General features: G+C 69.4%; 6 protein-coding genes and 2 pseudogenes. 5 read left to right on the plus strand and 3 right to left on the minus strand.

The genetic code is table 11. The annotated features are described in order from the left end of the window. Positions 1 to 822: 822 nt before the first annotated feature. The 4 genes from ACFVVO_RS33145 (at position 823) to ACFVVO_RS33160 (ending at position 14,968) form a co-directional block, all read left to right on the plus strand. The gene (locus ACFVVO_RS33145) at positions 823 to 7,200 is read left to right on the plus strand and encodes a protein kinase (RefSeq protein WP_390059952.1); all 6,378 of its coding nucleotides are present in this window, start codon (positions 823 to 825) and stop codon (positions 7,198 to 7,200) included. Positions 7,201 to 7,241: 41 nt separating this feature from the next. Then, the gene (locus ACFVVO_RS33150; RefSeq protein ID WP_390059954.1) at positions 7,242 to 10,193 is read left to right on the plus strand and encodes a DEAD/DEAH box helicase; all 2,952 of its coding nucleotides are present in this window, start codon (positions 7,242 to 7,244) and stop codon (positions 10,191 to 10,193) included. Further along, positions 10,193 to 14,338: an Eco57I restriction-modification methylase domain-containing protein gene (locus ACFVVO_RS33155; protein ID WP_390059955.1), complete on the plus strand. Its 4,146-nt coding sequence runs from the start codon at positions 10,193 to 10,195 to the stop codon at positions 14,336 to 14,338. Before ACFVVO_RS33150 ends, ACFVVO_RS33155 begins: the two co-directional genes overlap by 1 nt. Before the next feature lie 246 nt (positions 14,339 to 14,584). Then, on the plus strand, positions 14,585 to 14,968 hold the full coding sequence (locus ACFVVO_RS33160) for a hypothetical protein (protein ID WP_390059957.1): 384 nt from the start codon (positions 14,585 to 14,587) through the stop codon (positions 14,966 to 14,968). A 46-nt stretch (positions 14,969 to 15,014) separates the two neighbouring features. Here the strand turns inward: ACFVVO_RS33160 and ACFVVO_RS33165 are convergent. Next, positions 15,015 to 15,101: pseudogene (locus ACFVVO_RS33165) on the minus strand (DUF397 domain-containing protein); the annotation flags it as partial. Positions 15,102 to 15,105: 4 nt separating this feature from the next. Then, a pseudogene (locus tag ACFVVO_RS33170) lies at positions 15,106 to 15,875 on the minus strand (Scr1 family TA system antitoxin-like transcriptional regulator); the annotation flags it as partial. Positions 15,876 to 16,032: 157 nt separating this feature from the next. Here ACFVVO_RS33170 and ACFVVO_RS33175 point away from each other — a divergent pair. After that, positions 16,033 to 16,839, plus strand: coding sequence for a hypothetical protein (locus ACFVVO_RS33175; RefSeq protein ID WP_390059958.1), 807 nt, complete (start codon positions 16,033 to 16,035; stop codon positions 16,837 to 16,839). Positions 16,840 to 16,918: 79 nt separating this feature from the next. On the opposite strand, the gene ACFVVO_RS33180 is transcribed toward ACFVVO_RS33175, so the two are convergent. Beyond that, entirely contained in the window at positions 16,919 to 18,064 is a 1,146-nt protein-coding gene (locus ACFVVO_RS33180; RefSeq protein WP_390059959.1) for a restriction endonuclease, read from the minus strand. Positions 18,065 to 18,132 lie beyond the last annotated feature (68 nt).

Consider the following 18,132-nt stretch of genomic DNA (forward strand, 5'->3'; position numbering starts at 1 on the left):
GGGTACGCCCGGACCACCGTGCCATGACGGTGAGCGCGCTGGCACGGGATCCCCTTCGTGGTGCGGTAGTTGCAGGAACCACGCCGGGGTCAGTCGCACCGCGCCGCCCTCCGGTGCCGCACCCGACGGCCCTCTGAGCCGGGAGCAGGCCCGGATGCTGGACGTGCTGCGCTCGCAGCAGTTCATGGACAAGTCCCTGACCCAGATCTGGGCCAGGCCATTGGTGACACCCCTTCACATTTTCTCCACTAGTGGGCTACCGTGTTCCGGCATTCAACCGCGGGGGAGGGTAACTACGCGCGTTCGCGCGACGGGGCTACGACAACCCGGTTTCTGACCATCCTGACCCGCGCGCGGTAACAACGGCGGTAGCGAAGAGTCGGCGCCGGGTCGAAACCGCCCCGCTACTGAAGCAGGCAGCGGGCGCCAGTCAATCGGATTCAAGGAATGGCCGCGGGCTCAGCCAAAACGGCGGAACCATGTCTCCAACGACTGGTGAACCTGCGGGTCACAGCGCAACCCGGCCTCAGTCAGTCCCGCCAGCGCGACCACTGAGGCCCCAGCATCGCCTCCGCTTTACGCAGCTCAACCCGAAGGACACCATCCGCGACCGCATTGACGTGCTGCACGGGCGACGCACCGCAACCAAAGAACAAGAGTGAACTGCCGGATAGGCCCCACTCGAGAAGGCTGGCCCCCGGAGCTGATACCCAGTAAGGTTCCGTTGACGTCGTCAACGCGCAAACGTGACGCTTGTAAGGTATACACTCTCCGCGGGGCGGCTACCACCCTGCACAACGAGGGTCAAAACGGGGAGGCACAGTGGGTCTGGAGACGGTCGACGGACGGTTCCGGATCACGGGGATCGTGGGGCGCGGGAACATGGGCGAGGTACACCGCGCCGAGGACCTCCAGGTCGCACCGGACTCCCCGCACCGGGAGGTGGCGGTCAAGACCGTGCTGCGCGGCCGGACCGGCATCGCGGTCGACGCCTCGAGGTCCGGCAAAGACGTCGAGCGTTTCCGTCGGGAAGTGCGGATCATGCGCATGCTTTCCCAGGGCCACCCCAACCTCACCCTACTGATTGACGGCGGTGTGGACGGTACGCCGGGCGGCAGCGGTCTGCCCTACCTGGCCATGGAGCTGCTGGACGGTAATCCGCTCGCGGACCTCGTCGACGAGGAGCCGCAGCTTCCGGTCTCCTGGGTCGCCGCCATCGGGGCGCAGATCGCTTCCGGTCTCGCCGCCGCGCACACTGCCGGAGTCGTGCACCGCGATCTGAAGCCGGCCAATGTGATGCTCACCGGCGACGGCACCCTGAAGATCCTCGACTTCGGTATGGGCACGATCGTCGACGACCCGGACCAGACGCGGCTGACCAGTACGGGCGTCAGCGTCGGCACGGCCCGCTACATGGCGCCGGAGCAGTTCCGCGCCGAGCGGGTCTCCGCCGCGGCCGACCTCTATGCGCTCGGCTGCATCCTGTACGAGCTGCTGATCGGACGGCCGCCGTTCTCCGCCCGGACTCCCTTCGAGCTCTCCGAGCAGCACCAGCACGAGCGGCCGCCGCGGCTGACCTTGGTGCGCCCGGACCTGCCCGCTGAGCTGGTCCGGCTGGTGGACCGCCTGTTGGAGAAGGACGCCGAGCTGCGGCCCGAGAACGCCGCCATGGTCCGTGAGGTGCTGGTCCCGCTGGCGCTCGCGGTGGACGACACGGCCGCCCTGCTGGCTCCCCACTGGCGGGTGATGGACCCGGTGGCGCGGCTGCGTGCGCTGCTCCCCGAGCCCGCGCCCGCCGCCCCGGCGCCCGCGCCGCGTAAGGAGCCGCGCCTGCCTGAGGCGATGGACGTCTTCGGCATCCACGGTGACCTGATCAGCGAGTACGCGAGCTTCACCAAGAGTGCCACGGTCATCCGGGACGCTCGGATCGCCGGCTTCGTCGCGGACGACCTGGCGGCGAAGTCGCAGTGGCCCGACCCGTGGCTGTCGCTGAACCCGTTCTTCGCCGACGGCGGTCAAGTCACTGACCTCGTGCGTGACGGAGTGCTGCACCCCAAGTGCGCGGAGATCTTCCAGGCCGGTAAGAAGGAGAGCTCGCCCCGCCCGGACGGCCGGCCGCTGACCTTCCACCTCCATCAGCGGCAGGCGATCGAGGCTGCGCAGGCGGGCGATTCCTACGTGCTCACCACCGGCACCGGTTCCGGCAAGTCGCTGTCGTACATCGTCCCGATCGTGGACCGTGTCCTGAAGGAGCGGCAGGCAGCGGGGGCGAACGCGGGGGGCCGTGTGCGCGCGATCGTCGTCTACCCGATGAACGCGCTGGCCAACTCGCAGCTCGGGGAGCTGGAGAAGTACCTGCGCCACGGTTTCGGGAAGGGCCGCGAGCCGGTCACCTTCGCCCGTTACACCGGCCAGGAGTCCTCCGAGGAGCGGCGCGAGCTCCGCAAAAACCCTCCGGACATCCTGCTCACGAACTACGTGATGCTGGAGCTGATGCTGACCCGGCCGGATGACCGGTCCAGCCTGATCCGCATGGCGGAGGGGCTGCAGTTCCTCGTCTTCGACGAGCTGCACACCTACCGCGGCCGGCAGGGCGCGGACGTGGCGTTCCTGATCCGCCGGGTCCGCGAGGCCTGCCGGGCCTCGGCGACCCTGCAGTGCATCGGCACCTCGGCGACCATGTCGACTGAGGGCTCCTGGGAGGAGCAGCGGCGCGAGGTGGCCCGGGTGGCCGGCCGGCTGTTCGGTGCGACGGTGCTGCCGAAGCGGGTCATCGGCGAGACCCTCGTCCGGGCCACCGAGGAAGCGCCGACGACCGTGCCCGCCGAGCGGCTGCGGGTGCCGGCGGCGCCCCGCTCGTACGAGGCGCTGACGAAGGACCCCCTGGCCCGCTGGGTGGAGTCCCGGTTCGGTCTGGAGCGCGAGGAGGGCACGGGGCGGTTGCGCCGCTGCGCCCCGGCCACCGTCGAGGAGGCCGCGGCCGAGCTGGCCTCGGTTTCCGGGGTGGCCGAGGAGAGCGTGCGCGAGGCGATCCGGACGACCCTGGAGGCGGGCGCGCAGGCCAAGCATCCGGTGACGGAGCGGCCGCTGTTCGCGTTCCGGCTGCACCAGTTCCTGTCCAAGGGCGACACCGTCTACACGACGCTGGAGGACCCGCTCACCCGGCCGCTGACCCGCACCTACCAGCTGGAGCAGCCGGACAGCGACGGCAAGCCGCTGTTCCCGCTGGCGTTCTGCCGCGAGTGCGGCCAGGAGTATCTGACCGTCTGGCGCACCGAGGAGAGCGGCACGTTCCGGTACGAGCCGCGCCGGGACACATCCGCCTCCGGGGGCCGCGCCGGTGAGGGTTACCTGTACCTGGGCATGCCCGGGCAGGACTACGAGTGGCCGGCCGATCCGCAGAAGGCCGTGGACGACCGGCGGCTGCCGGAGTCGTGGCTGGAGACGGACGCGCAGGGCGTGACGGTCGTCAAGAAGTCCTACAAGCCGCGGGTGCCCAAGCGTGTCGTCGTGGACGCCCACGGCAACGAGTCGGGCCAGGGCTTGGTGTCGGCGTTCGTGCCCGCGCCGTTCCTGTTCTGCGTGCACTGCCAGGTCTCCTATGAGCAGACCCGCGGCCGGGACTTCGCCAAGCTGGCCACCCTGGATCAGGAGGGCCGCTCCTCGGCGACCTCGCTGATCTCCGCGTCGATCGTGAAGTCGCTGCGGGCGGTGCCCGAGGAGAGCCTGGGCAAGGAGGCGCGCAAGCTCCTCACCTTCGTAGACAACCGGCAGGACGCCTCGCTGCAGGCCGGGCACTTCAACGACTTCGCCCAGGTGACCCAGTTGCGCGGAGCCCTTTACCAGGCGGCGGTGCGCGCGGGCGAGGAGGGGCTGCACCACGACGACCTGGCCGAGGCCGTCACCGAGGTGATGGGCCTGACGGCACGCGAGTACGCGGCGGGCACGGACCTGCCGCCCTCCCTGGAGCGCCGGGCGGCGAAGGCCTTCCGGGACGTCGTCGGGTACCGCCTTTACCGCGATCTGGAGCGCGGCTGGCGGATCACGATGCCGAACCTGGAGCAGACGGGTCTGCTGCGGATCGACTACGAGGACCTGGCCTGGATTGCCGCCCACCCCGAACGCTGGCGGCCCACGCACGCCGTGCTGCGCGACGCGGATCCGGCGCTGCGCGAGGAAGTGTGCCGTACGCTGCTCGACTTCATGCGGCGTGGCCTCGCGATCGACGTGCAGTACTTCCGTGACGACTTCGACACCCTGCAGCGGGCGAGCGAGGAGCGCCTCACCGGGCCGTGGGTACTGAGTGAGAGCGACCGTCCGGCCGTCGGCACCGCCTACCCGTACGGCTCCCGGCCGGGCATGGAGCGCTCCGCGCTGTTCCTGTCGGCACGCGGCAAGTTCGGCAAGTACCTGAAGCGGAACATGCCCGACCTGCGCGCACCGGACGTGTCGCTGGAGGACATCCAGAAGGTCATCGAGGACCTGCTGACGGTGCTGCGGGACGCGGACCTGGTGCGCGAGGTGGAGGCGGCCCCCGAGCAGTCCGGCCCGGCCTACCGTCGCCGGGCGGCGCAGAAGCGCACCGGGTACCGGGTGTCGGCCGCCGCCCTGATCTGGCGGGCCGGGAGCGGTGAGCGGGGCGCGGTCGACCCGCTGGCACGCACCTACAGCAGCGGCGAGGGGCCGCGCGTCAACCCCTTCTTCCGCGACCTGTACCGCACCGCGGCCGCCGAGCTGGCCGGTCTGTACGCGCGGGAGCACACCGCGCAGGTCACCCCGGAGGACCGCCTGGAGCGCGAGCGGAAGTTCCGCGACGCCGAACTGCCCCTGCTGTACTGCTCGCCGACGATGGAACTGGGCGTGGACATCTCCTCGCTCAACGCGGTGATGATGCGCAACGTGCCGCCGACCCCGGCGAACTACGCGCAGCGCTCGGGCCGCGCGGGCCGCTCCGGCCAGCCCGCGCTGGTGACCACTTACTGCGCGACGGGCAACAGCCACGACCAGTACTACTTCCGCCGCTCCCAGGACATGGTGTCGGGCCAGGTGGCCCCGCCCCGCCTGGACCTCGCCAACGAGGACCTGGTCCGCTCCCACCTCCAGGGCATCTGGCTGGCGGAGACCGGCATGAAGCTCGGCACCGCGATCCCGGACGTCGTCGACGTCGCCTACGACCCCGACGGCGGCGACCGCCCCGATCCGAACATGCCGCTGCCCCTCCTCCCCGACATCCGCGATCTGTCCCTGGACGAGGACGCCCGCCGGCGCGCGGTCACCGCCGCCCGCACCGTCCTCACCCCGCTGATCGCGGACTTCGAGTCGACCACCTGGTGGTACGACGAGTGGATCGAGGACCGCATCGAGCGCGCCCCGCAGGTGTTCGACGCCTCCTTCGACCGGTGGCGCGACCTGTTCCGGGCGGCCGTCATCGACCAGTACGAGCAGAACAGGCGGGTCGTCGACCACACCCTGTCCCCCGGTGAGCAGAGCAAGGCGCGCACCCGCCGCCGGGAGGCGGAGACGCAGACGAACCTGCTGCTGAACCGCTCTGTCGACAGCAAGTCGGTGATGAGCGACTTCAACCCGTACCGCTACCTGGCGTCCGAGGGGTTCCTGCCCGGCTACAGCTTCCCCCGGCTACCGCTGGCCGCGTACATTCCGCGCTCCGGCAACCGCCGCAACGCGGACGGGGACTACCTGCAGCGTCCCCGGTTCCTCGCGATCCGCGAGTTCGGCCCGGGCGCGCTGATCTACCACGAGGGCGCCCGCTACCAGGTCACCCGGGTCCAGCTGCCGCCGGACGCCTCGGGCGACCTGGCGACGGCGGAGGCCAAGCGGTGCGACGGCTGCGGCTACCACCACGAGGTCAGGCCCGGCACGGACCGGTGCACGATGTGCGGGGAGGACCTGCGGACCAAGCAGACCGGCCTGCTGCACCTGCACACCGTGTACACCACCCCGCGTGAGCGGATCTCCTCGGACGAGGAGGAGCGCCGCCGGGCCGGTTTCCGCCTGGAGACCTCGTACGCCTTCCAGGACCACGGCGTCCGCAAGGGACGCCTCACCTCGCACGTCAGCGACGCGGGCGGAGCGCCCGTCCTCGACCTGGACTACGGCGACTCGGCGACCGTCCGCATCACCAACCTCGGCCGCGTCCGCGACAAGGAGGGCGAGCCGGACGGCTACTGGCTGGACCTGGGCGACGGCCGCTGGCTCAACGACCGGGCCGCCGCGGACGCCATCGAGGGCACCCTCATGCCCGTGGTCGACGAGGACGGCAACGAGAAACGCCGCAAGAAGCGGGTCCTGCCGTACGTGGAGGACCGCCGCAACATCCTCGTGGTCACCCTCGACGAGCCGCAGCCCGAGCCGGTGGCGCTGTCCTTCCTGTACGCGCTGGAGCGGGGCATCGAGGCGGCGTTCGAACTGGAGGACTCCGAGCTGACGGCGGAGCTGCTGCCCCCGGACGACGGCCCGCGCCGCCGCCTACTGTTCACGGAGGCCGCGGAAGGCGGCGCCGGTGTGCTGCGCCGCATCCAGCACGACAAGGACGCCCTCGCCGAGGCGGCCCGCACCGCCCTGGAGATCTGCCACTTCGATCGGAAGACCGGCGAGGACAAGGGCGGCCCGGCGGACGGCGAGAAGTGCGCCCGCGGCTGCTACGCCTGCCTGCTGACGTACGCCAACCAGGGGCACCACCGCCAGTTGAGCCGGCACGCCGCCCGCCCGCTGCTGCTGCGCCTGGCCGGCGCCCGCACCGAGCGGGAGGACCGCGGCGAGTCCCGCAGCGAGCGGTTCCGCAGGCTCGTCCCCGCGGCGAGCGGCGGGAAGACCGCGTCCGCGAGCGGTGGGAAGGCCGCGCCCGCGAGCGCCACGCCGACCCCGGTGGAGGCGGACCTGACCGCCCTGGTCGCGGCCGGTGACCTGCTCGGCTGGCTCAGGGCGAAGGGCTACCGGCTGCCGGACGAGCTCGACGCCCTCGTCCCGGACGCCGGGGCCCGCCCCGACCTCGTCTTCCGTCTGGACGGCGCCAGCCTCGCCGTGTTCGTCGACGTCCCCGGCCACCCGGCCGACTCCACCCGCGACCTCGAGGCCGGCTACCGCCTGGAGGACCGCGGCTGGGACGTCCTACGCTTCCCCACGGACGCGGACTGGGAGGCCATCGCCGACCACAACGCCGCCTACTTCCAACTCCGTTGACCGCCTCACCGGCTCCCGACACCAAGGATCCGAGACATCTCATGAGCCTCACGTACACCGCCGGCTCGCTGGTCGCCGCCCGCGGACGGGAATGGGTGGTGCTGCCCGAGAGCGCCCCCGACATGCTGGTGCTGCGCCCGCTGGGCGGCAGCGACGACGACATCGCAGCCGTCTTCCCCGCCTTCGAGGACGTGCGCCCCGCCGAGTTCGCGGCGCCCAGCCCGGCCGACCTGGGCGACCAGCGCGCCGCCGGCCTGCTGCGCACGGCGCTGCGCATCGGCTTCCGGTCGGGCGCGGGCCCGTTCCGCTCGCTGGCATCGATCGCCGTGGAGCCCCGCGCCTACCAGCTGGTGCCGCTGCTGATGGCGCTGCGGCAGCGCACCGTGCGCCTGCTGATCTCGGACGACGTCGGCATCGGCAAGACGGTCGAGGCCGGCCTGATCGCCAAGGAGCTGCTGGCGCAGGGCGAGGCCACCCGGCTGGCCGTACTGTGCTCCCCGGCGCTGGCCGAGCAGTGGCAGGGCGAACTGCGGGAGAAGTTCGGCATCGACGCCGAACTGGTCCTGGCCTCCACGGTGTCACGCCTGGAACGCGCCCTGGAGCTGGGCCAGTCCCTGTTCGACAAGCACCCCTTCACGATCATCTCCACCGACTTCATCAAGTCGACCCGGCACCGCGAGGACTTCCTCCGGCACTGCCCCGACCTGGTGATCGTCGACGAGGCCCACACCTGCGTGGCCGCCGACGACCCCGCGCAGGGCGGCGCGTCGTCCGCGACGAACCAGCTCCGCTACGAGCTGCTGCGCAAGGTCTCCGCCGACGCCGACCGCCACCTGCTGCTGCTGACCGCAACCCCGCACTCCGGCAAGGAGTCCGCGTTCCGCAACCTGCTCGGCCTGGTCCGCCCCGAACTGGCGACCCTGGACCTGGAGACGCCGACGGGGCGGGCGAAGCTCGCCGAGCACTTCGTGGCCCGCAAGCGCGCCGACGTCCGCACCTACCTCACCAAGGAGGAGGACGGCCTCGCCGACGACTCCCTGGCCGAGCGGACCGCGTTCCCGTCCGACCGCTGGACCAAGGACGAGCCGTACAAGCTGACCCCCGCCTACCGAGCGCTGCTCGACGACGCCATCGCCTACGCCCGCAACCGCGTCGAGCGGGCCGGCGAGCAGGGCAAGCGGGAGGCCCGGATCGCCTGGTGGTCGGTGATCGCGCTACTGCGCTCGATGGTGTCCTCCCCGGCCGCCGCCGCGCAGACCCTGAAGACCCGCTCGGAGTCCGCCGCCGCCCGCACCGCACAAGAGGCGGACGTGCTGGGCGCCCCGGTGGCCGCCGACTCCGCCGACAACGACCGCCTGGAAGGCATGGACGTCGCCCCGGGCGCCGCCGAGACGGAGGACGCCGGCGCCCGACTGCTCGAACTCGCCGAGCGAGCCGGACAGTTGGTCGGCCCGGCCGAGGACGCGAAGCTGAAGGCGCTCACCCGGCACCTGAAGGACCTGATCGCCAAGGGCTACCACCCGATCGTCTTCTGCCGCTACATCCCCACCGCCGAGTACCTGGCCAAGCAACTGGATGGCAAGCTCGGCAAGAAGACGAAAATCGCCGCCGTGACCGGCACCCTCTCCCCGCAGCAGCGCCTGGAGCGCATCGAGCAGCTCGCCGCCGAGGCCGCCGACGAGGGCGGCGACCCGGCCGTCCGCCGGGTGCTGATCGCCACCGACTGCCTCTCCGAGGGCGTCAACCTCCAGCACCACTTCGACGCCGTCGTCCACTACGACCTGGCCTGGAACCCGACCCGCCACGACCAGCGGGAGGGCCGCGTCGACCGTTACGGCCAGAAGCGCGACCAGGTCCGCGTCATCACGATGTACGGCGAGGACAACGGCATCGACGGCAAGGTCCTGGAGGTGCTGTTCAAGAAGCACCGGCAGATCAAGAAGGACCTGGGCATCTCCGTCTCCGTCCCCGACGAGACCGCCTCCGGCGTCACCGACGCCGTGGTGGAGTGGCTGCTGCTGCACGGGCGGCAGGGCAGCCAGGAGAGCCTGTTCGAGATGGACGGCCACCAGGAGTCCTTCGACCGCATCGAGCACGAGTGGTCCTCGGCCGCCGAGCGGGAGAAGACCTCCCGTTCCAAGTACGCCCAGCGCGCCATCCACCCGGAGGAGGTGGCCCGCGAGGTCGTCGCCGTACGGGCCGCGCTCGGCGGCGCGGAGGAGGTGCGCGAGTTCGCGCTGGAGGCGCTGCGCGACCTGGACGCGCTGGTTCGCGACCCGCGCGACGGCACCGGTGACTTCACCGCGCAGGTCGGCGGCACCCCGGCCGGCCTGCGCGACGCCCTCGCGGCCACGCTCGGCAACCGGCTGGTGGAGGCGGACCGCGAGATCCCGTTCCGCACCACCCCGGCGATCGGCCGCGGCGAGGCCGCACTGGTCCGCACCGACCCGGCGATCGGCGCCGTAGCCTCGTACGTCCTGGACTCCGCGCTCGACATCAACGCGCTCGGCCCCCGCCCGGCCCGCCGCTGCGGTGTGGTGATGACGGACGCGGTAGCCATCCGTACTACCCTCCTGCTGGTCCGCTACCGCTTCCACCTCACCCTCCCGTCCCGCACCGGCGAACGGCAGCTCGTCGCCGAGGACGCCCGCCTGCTCGCCTACGAGGGTGTGACGGCCCGCGCCCGCTGGCTGGACGACGACGCGGCCACCGCCCTCCTCGCGGCCCGCGCCACCGCCAACACCCACGAGCAGGCCGCCCGCAACGCCATCTCCCGCGACCTGGGCGGCCTGCCGGACCTCGCCGCGCACCTCACCGAGTACGGCACCCGCCTGGCCGCCGAACTCGACGCCTCGCACCGCCGGGTGCGCAAGGCCAACGAGGAGATCGTCCGCGGCCTGAAGGTCGTCCCGCAGGAGCCCGCCGACGTCCTCGGCGTGTACGTCTACCTGCCGCAGCAGTCCGTTTCCCCCTCTTCCGGAGCCGAAGCCTGATGTCCGCCGCCACCCGCACCGCCCTGGCCTTCACCGCCGTCACCACGGTCGGCGGGCTGCTCCCCGCCGACATGCTGCTGCGCATCGCCGAGGCCCGGAACCTGCCCGGCACCCGGCCCGCCGACTACGGCCTGCCCGCCTCCGTGCCCGTGCGCGACGAGGCCGAGCGCGCCTGGGAGTACCTCAAGCCCCTCTGGCGCGACCTGCGCGCCGCGCTGCCCTCCGACCCTGTCACGGGTACGCCCTCCGCCGACCCGACCGGCCGGGCCGGCACCGACTGGCTCGCCCAACTGTTCCGCAAGCTGGACTTCGGCGCGCTGACGGAGGTCGGGGCGGCGGGCATCCCGGCCGACTCCGACCCGGAGAAGCGGTTCCCGGTGTCGCACCGGCACGGGCCGGCGCTGGTCCATCGTGTGCCGTGGAACCAGGAGCTGGACAAGCGTCCGGTGGCCGGTCAGGTCCCGGCGCAGTCGATGCTCCAGGACTGCCTGAACCGCACCGAGGCCCACCTGTGGGCGGTGCTCACCAACGGGCGCCGACTGCGGCTGCTGCGGGACTCGTCGTCCTTCGCCACGGCGGCCTACGTCGAGTTCGACCTTGAGGCGATCTTCGACGGGGAGCTGTTCAGCGAGTTCGTGCTGCTGTACTGCGTGCTGCACGCGTCGCGGTTCGAGGTGGCGGAGGGGGCGGCGGCCTCCGGGTGCTGGCTGGAGAAGTGGCGGACGGTCGCCATCGAGTCCGGTAGCCGGGCCCTCGATCACTTCCGCGACGGCGTTCAGGCGGCGCTGACCGTCCTCGGCACCGGGTTCCTGAGTCACCCGCAGAACAACAAGCTGCGCGAGCACTTGGACGTCCACGCCTTCCAGACGGCGCTGCTGCGGCTCGTCTACCGCATGATCTTCCTGTTCGTCGCCGAGGACCGGGGGGCCCTGTTGGACCCTGAAGCAGACGAACGGACCTGCGAGCGCTTCACTCGCTACTTCTCCACCGCCCGCCTCCGTCGCCACGCCCTGCGCCGCCTGGGCACCATCCACGACGACCAGTACCGCGCGCTGGAGCTGCTGATCGAGGCGCTGGGCTCCGAGGAGGGCCGACCCGAGTTGGGCCTGAAGGGACTCGGTGGTCTCTTCAACGAAACCCCGGCCGACGAGCCTCTGAGGGGCGCCCGCCTCGCCAACCGCCACCTATTCGAGGCCGTCAAGCATCTCGCCCGCGTACGTGACGCCGGCTCCGCCCGCTGGCGTCCCGTCGACTACCTGCACATGGGTGCCGAGGAACTGGGGTCGGTGTACGAGGCCCTGCTGGAGCTGGTGCCCAAGCACAGCGCCGCCGACCGCACCTTCGAACTGGTCGACCGCATCGGCAACGACCGTAAGAAGACCGGCAGCTACTACACCCCGACCGCGCTCACCGAGACCCTCCTCGACTCGACGCTGAACCCGGTGATCGACGATGCCGTCAAGCGCGGCGAGCAGCGCGCGAGCGCCGAGGGCCAACCCGATACCGCCGACATGATCGTCGAGGAACTCCTCTCCCTCACGGTCTGCGACCCCGCTTGCGGGTCGGGTCACTTCCTCGTGGCGGCGGCTCGCCGCATCGCCAAGCGCGTCGCCGCCGTCCGCCACCGCAACCCCGAGCCCACGACCGAGACCGTCCGCCACGCTCTGCACGAGGTCGTCGCCCGCTGCGTGTACGGGGTAGACCTCAACCCCATGGCGGTGGAACTGGCCAAGGTGTCGCTGTGGCTCGAGGCCATGGAACCGGGCAGGCCTCTCAGCTTCCTGGACGCGCACATCAAGCACGGCAATGGTCTCATCGGTGCCACGCCTCGTGCATTGCGCGACGGTATCCCGGACAAGGCGTTCAAGGCGATTGAAGGCGACGACGAAAAGTTCGCCAAACACCTGGCGAGCGAGAACGAGATGCAGCGCACCGGCAACGTCGGCCTGTTCAATCTCGCTGCTGTCGAGACGAAGGTCTCCAATACTGCCTTGGCGGCTGGCCTGACACGTATCGCCGCCGTGCCCGACGGGAGCCTCAGCGACGTACGCCGCAAAGAGGATGCCTACCGGTCCTGGGCGAAATCCAGCGAATACGTCCGTGCCCGGCGCGTCGCCGACGCATGGTGCGCAGCCTTCACCTGGGAAAAGTCTAAGGACGCCCCGCCAGCCGTTACTCATAACGTGTTCGCCGCCCTACAGGACCCTGATCCGGAAGAAGCCATCCAGGAAACCGTTGACGAGATCCGCCGCCAACGAATGCAGTACTCTTTCTTCCACTGGCATTTGGAATTCCCGGACGTGTTTACCGTCCCCGATTCACCAAGTTCCCCTAGCGTGGACCCGCGCACGGGTTGGACGGGGGGCTTCTCCTGCGTCATCGGAAACCCACCGTGGGACCGACTCGAATTCGAGGACAAAAAGTATCTCGGTGTAGCTGCGCCCGAAATTGCAGCGATTGCCGGAGCTGCCAGAGATGACCGCATGGAGGAATGGTTCAGCCAATTCCCCGAACAGCACAGACGCTACCTACTGGCCCGCCGGTTCATTAAAGCAACTACACACTTCGCGACTAACTCGAGTACATTCCCCTTGTGCGCAGCCGCGCTCACACTCGACGGCGTCACAAAGCTACAAGTAGACCAACTTTTCGCCGAACGTTTCACTTATCTCCTCAATCCACTGGGACGCGCTGGAATCGTAATTCCCACGTCCATCGCCACCGCAGCCGGTGGACAATTCCTATTCTCCGACATCGTCAATCGCAAGAGTCTTGCGTCTCTCTATGATTTTGAGAACAAGCGTCCAAAATCTCCCGCTCTACCCAAGGGTGGCAAGTGGTTCGAAAGCGTCCATTCCAGCTATAAGTTCGCCTTGCTGACCCTCACAGGTCACGAAGTGACCGAGTCCGCCGCCCGGCTTGGCTTCTTTCTCAGCGAGAGCGCAGACATGGCCGATCCGGAACGTGTTTTCCCGCTCAGCCCTGACGAACTGACGCTGATCAGTCCCAACACGGGGACGCTTCCACTCTTCCGCACGCGTCACGACGGCCTCCTCACCGCTAGCATCCACCGACGCTTCCCGGTTCTACACCGCGAGGGTGGCTCAAACCCTTGGGGTACAACCTTCCTCTATATGGTCCGTGCGGCCAACGATGGTGGGGCCCTGCATACCCGTCAGCAGTTGCTTGACAACGACTGGAAGCCGACCGGCAGGGAATTCATCAAGGGCGAGAAGAGGATGGCCCCGCTCTACGAAGGCAAGATGCTTCATCTCTTCGATCACCGCTGGAACGAATATATCGGGACGAACGAGAAGGACGCACACCGAATCACTAACACCGACAAGAAGAACCCTGCCACATTTGCTACCCCCCGCCACTGGATCGCCCAATCAGGAAAGATCGCCTTTCGCCGCAAGGGGAAAGAAGCAACGGCGCCAGGTATCGATGATCGCCTGGCTCGAGCGGGATGGAACCGGGACTGGCTTCTCGGTTGGCGTGACGTGTGTCGTACTACTGATGAACGGACAGCCATTCCCGCATTCTTCCCTCGCTCCGCTGCACTGAACACGCTACCTCTCGAACTCCCACATGTTTCACCGCGCCTGGTAGCTGGGCTTGTCGCCGCTCAGTCGTCCCTGGTTTTCGATTACGTCAGCCGCCAGAAGGTGAGCGACGCCCACATGAAACTATTCCTTTGGAAGCAACTCCCGGTTCCCACCCCGGCCATCCTTGAACCACATCTTCTTTTCCTGCTTCCCCGCATCCTCGAACTCGTTTATAGTGCCTACGACATGACCCCACTTGCCCGCGACTTCGGCGACGGGGGCCAGCCGTTTCAGTGGGACGAGGAACGCCGCGCTCGGTTGCGCGCCGAACTGGACGCCTACTTCTTCCACCTCTACGGAATCTCCCGCGCGGACACCGACTACATCCTGGAGTCCTTCCAGTCAGAGTCGGGCGGTCTGAAGAACAACGAGATCGCCAAATTGGGTGAGTACCGCACCAAGCGCCTCGTCCTCGCCGAGTACGACCGCATGGCCGCCGCCGGCCTGACCCTGGAGAACCCGCTCACCGAGGGCGAGTCCGGTACCTACCGCTCCACCCTCACCCCGCCTCCCGGCCAGGGCCCCCGCCACGATTGACCTGCCCCTGGGGTGGCCCCCTGGTGGCCACCCCAGGGCACGTCCCAACGCTCAGCCAAGGAACCAAAGCACGTGGTACGTAGAAGCCAGACCAGCAACCCTCGCTCGACTGTCGTCCTGACCTCGGGTGCTGACTGGCATGGCCGCGTCGCCAGTCAGCGGCGTTCGAGTGGCGGTGACTTCCCTCTACCAAAGGGGCAGGCAGGGAAGATTCAGGCCCTGCAACGCGCGATCAAAGCGCTACAGATGGCCAGCGCCACCAAACACCGGACCGAAGCCCGTTACCTCTTGAGCCGCGCTCGGGCACTCGTCGAAGCCCTTCCAGCTTCACAAACCGTGCAGGAGCGCAAACAGCTCGCCGAGCTTCGGAGGAAGTTCGGAGCAAGCAGCACGGCAGTACCCAAGAGCGACAAGAAGCCCAAGTCGAACCCGGTCCTGAAGTCCAAGGTCGCTCCGAAGCCCAAGCCGCAACCAGGCCCGAAGCCTGACTTGGCCCCGAAGCCCAAGCCGAAGTCCCGCCGCCGAAGGGCGAAGCGCAACCCGTTTGACAGCTTCAGCAAGCGTTACATAGACCGCGTGGCCTTGGGCTACGCCCCCGCGAGCGAGGCCAAGGACTCCCGAACGCGATAAGGGCATGCCGCCCGCCACTCCAGCGGACGGCACACCCTCAAGTCACTCACCGCTCCGACGCGAGCCGCACGAACTGCCCCCAGCGCTCGCGGCTCACCGCGAAGGCCGGGCGGGTCACGTCCTTGGAGTCCCTACTAGCCGAGTCGTCGCCCCTCCGGTGTCTCCAGGACCTGCACGGGACCGTCCGGACACGCATGCAGCCCGGCCTGCAGCGGAACCACCTGAAGGGTGACGTTGCGCGGGGTACTGCGCTCCAGCACATGGTCCACCCGCTCACGCATCATCTCCGCATCCCCGAACCGCCGCCGGAACACGTGCTCCTCAACGATGAAACTGAACGGCACCCTCGGCCGCTCCCGCATCATCGCCTGCCGTTCCATTCGCGCCCTGAGCTGCTCCCCAAGCTCCCCATCGGTCCGCAGCGGAATCGTGCCCTCGAACACCGCCCGCGCGTACGCCTCCGACTGCAACGGCCCCGGCACCAACCGGCATTCATTCGTGCACAGGCTCACCGCCTCCCGCTCCAGCCGAGCCCACCGCCGGAACCAAGCCGCAAGCCGCGCCTCCCCCGCGTCAGATGTGCTTCCTCCGCGCGCTCCACGAACGCCTGGTTCGGCATCCGGCGGCCCAGTTCCACAGACTCCACGGTGTGCTTGGAGTAGCTGACCCGCGTGCCGAGATCGGCCCGGCTAAGCCCCGCGTGTTCGCGTAAGGCCTGGACGACCGCGCCGAACGTCCGCAGACTGTCCGACGGAGTCAGCGACGCCAACGGCGACCTCGCCCCGCGGCCCCGCCCAGCGGACACCGAACCCGACGCGCTCCAGACCGGCGGCCGCGGCCTGACCCCCGTCACCGCCCTCACCGACCACTGGGGACCGCCGCCCAGACCGCCCCGCCTCTGCAGCATCGGTTTGTTGGCAGTGCCAACGCGCTCGCTTACGGTGTCTGTTGTTGTGCGGGGATCGGGGGCAGGTTTGGCGAACAACCGGGTGCGGCTCAGCGGCGGCTCGGCCTGGCAGACGGACTTCCGTCGTAGGACCACAGGACGCCCCGTACGGACGCCCATGGACGTCGCCAGCCTCCATCGGAGGCTGAGCTACACCCTCTTGGACCTGGAACGGGCCATCGAAAGGCACGCGGTGGCCGAGGCGACCGACCTGCACGCCCTGGCGTGGCTCCAAGTAGCCGAAGCCCCGCCCAGCGAGTCCAGGAAGCAGCGGCAACAGCTTCAGTCGTTCAAGGCGGTCCTCAACTCCCGGAGCTGGCAGGAGGAGGGGCGTCGACGGGCGGCGGCGGAGACCCAGCGGGTCGTCATACCCGGCCCCACCACCACAGCGCGGCCGAGTACCCGCCCTGCCGAGAAGCCCGCGCGTCTCCGCCCACCGCGCCTCGCCAAGAAGCCGCCCAAGGTGACCGGGGTGAGCCGTTCCCAGCCGCAGCCACGGCCGCAGTCGCAGTCGCATGCGGCGGTTTCCGTGCCTCACAGGCCGGCGCGTCCCGCCGCGCCGCCCCTGCTGGAGGCCGGCCGACTTTCGGAGATCTCGACCGAACTCAGGCCGCTTCTGGAACAGATCGCCCGCATGGGCGCGACCACCAGTTGGTCTCTGATCCTTAAGCGCCTCCCCGCGCTTCCGCGGCTTCACCGGGACGACGAGAGTGTCATCCTGTGGCTGGTGGACGAGGATCGCCAACAAGGCGAGCCTCTTCTCTCGGCGCTCGTCACGGTCGGCAACCGGCAGATGCACCCCCGTTTCCCCGTCATCGCGGGACAGCTCGGACTGCCTTACTCCGGCAACCCCACCGAGCAGCAGACGGCGTGGAGCTACGAGGTCCTGCGGGTGCATCAGTACTGGCGCTACAAGCGTCCCTGACACGGAATTCCCACCTGCCCACCTCACACAGCACGGTGACGGCGGCCCTCTCCACAGGTCCAAGGCCCTCCGAGTGCCATCAGGCGCGCATCCCCAGCTTGAAGGCGGCTTCGCGGGCCTTCTCGTCGGCCATGGCGATGAGCTGCTTCCGCCCGCGGTGGGTCTGAAAGTCCGACCGCGACTTGGCCAGGAGGGCGTCGGCGCGCTCCGTCAGCTTGTGCGCCGCTTTCAGTGCTTTGATGAGGTCCTTGGTGTACCGGTTGGACGGCAGCGCGTGGACCTCACTCGTGCGCGCACGGACGCGGGTGATCAGACGGAGCACGGTCTGCCGCTGGGCCTCCAGCTCGGCGGCACGCTGAGTCTCGCGTGGGTTGGGCGCCTGCGTGCGTGCCGAAGCCGTCCGGCTCCCGCTGGGCATCGTCCGGCTCCATCCGGCGGTGGATGCAGGACGAGCGGACAAGCGAACCGCTGCCGCGTTCACCGGGGTGATGTGACCGACTTCCAGGAAGGAGAACAGCGCGACGCCTCTCTTTTCGGCGAACTCCTGGGCGCTGGCTGTATAACCTCCGGACGCGTAGAACAGCAGATGCTGATGCGAGTCCGCCACTCCCCGCAGCTCCCGAACAGGACCGACACCAACTGGCTGGCCGTAGTACTTCACCTGCGCTATCGCGTCGCGGGCGAACACGTCGACGCCCCCATCGGCGCCGGCGGCCGTCTTCTGCGCGTCGGTGAAGCCGAGGCTGCGCATGTGGTCGACGGCGGCGAATTCGGCGTCCTGCCAGGTGCGGATGCGCCTGGCGCGGTACACCCTCTCCTGTGAGCCGGAGCCCTCTTCCGCAGGCGGAGGTGTGAAAGCCCGGCCGACCCCCGCCCGGTGGGCGCCGGGCGTCTCCGAGGCTCTGCGGTCGCCCTGCGCGTTGGGCGGAGGAGCAGCCGAGGCAGTGCCGCCGACCTGCCGGCCGGCGACGGCCAGAGCGCGGGCCGCAGCTGCGGTAAGGCCCTTAAGCTTTACCGCGCCTTTGGGGCCATCGAGCACGACCGTCGCACTGAACCGGGACTTAGTCTCCCTCTCCAGGACGGTGAGGGGGCGGCGCAGTTCCATGTGTTCCATCTTGAAGGCGCCGCGCCACAGGAGAAGGCGTCGACGGGTCAGCGCACCGTGGAACCGAAGAGTCGTGAACAGCAGCTCGACCCGTTCATCGGGTGCCAGTTGCGCCAGCAACTTCTCGGCCTGCGGTGATGTACCGACCCAGCCGCTGCCGAGTACGGCAGCGGAGGCGGTGCGAGGAT

Source organism: Streptomyces sp. NPDC058145 (genome assembly GCF_042884245.1).
Taxonomy (GTDB): Bacteria; Actinomycetota; Actinomycetes; order Streptomycetales; family Streptomycetaceae; genus Streptomyces.

Excerpts from the sequence above, each read along its gene's own strand:
- ACFVVO_RS33150 (WP_390059954.1), top strand. The coding sequence starts at position 7,242 with ATGAGCCTCACGTACACCGCCGGCTCGCTGGTCGCCGCCCGCGGACGG.
- ACFVVO_RS33155 (WP_390059955.1), top strand. The coding sequence starts at position 10,193 with ATGTCCGCCGCCACCCGCACCGCCCTGGCCTTCACCGCCGTCACCACG.
- ACFVVO_RS33160 (WP_390059957.1), top strand. The coding sequence starts at position 14,585 with ATGGCCAGCGCCACCAAACACCGGACCGAAGCCCGTTACCTCTTGAGC.
- ACFVVO_RS33175 (WP_390059958.1), top strand. The coding sequence starts at position 16,033 with ATGGACGTCGCCAGCCTCCATCGGAGGCTGAGCTACACCCTCTTGGAC.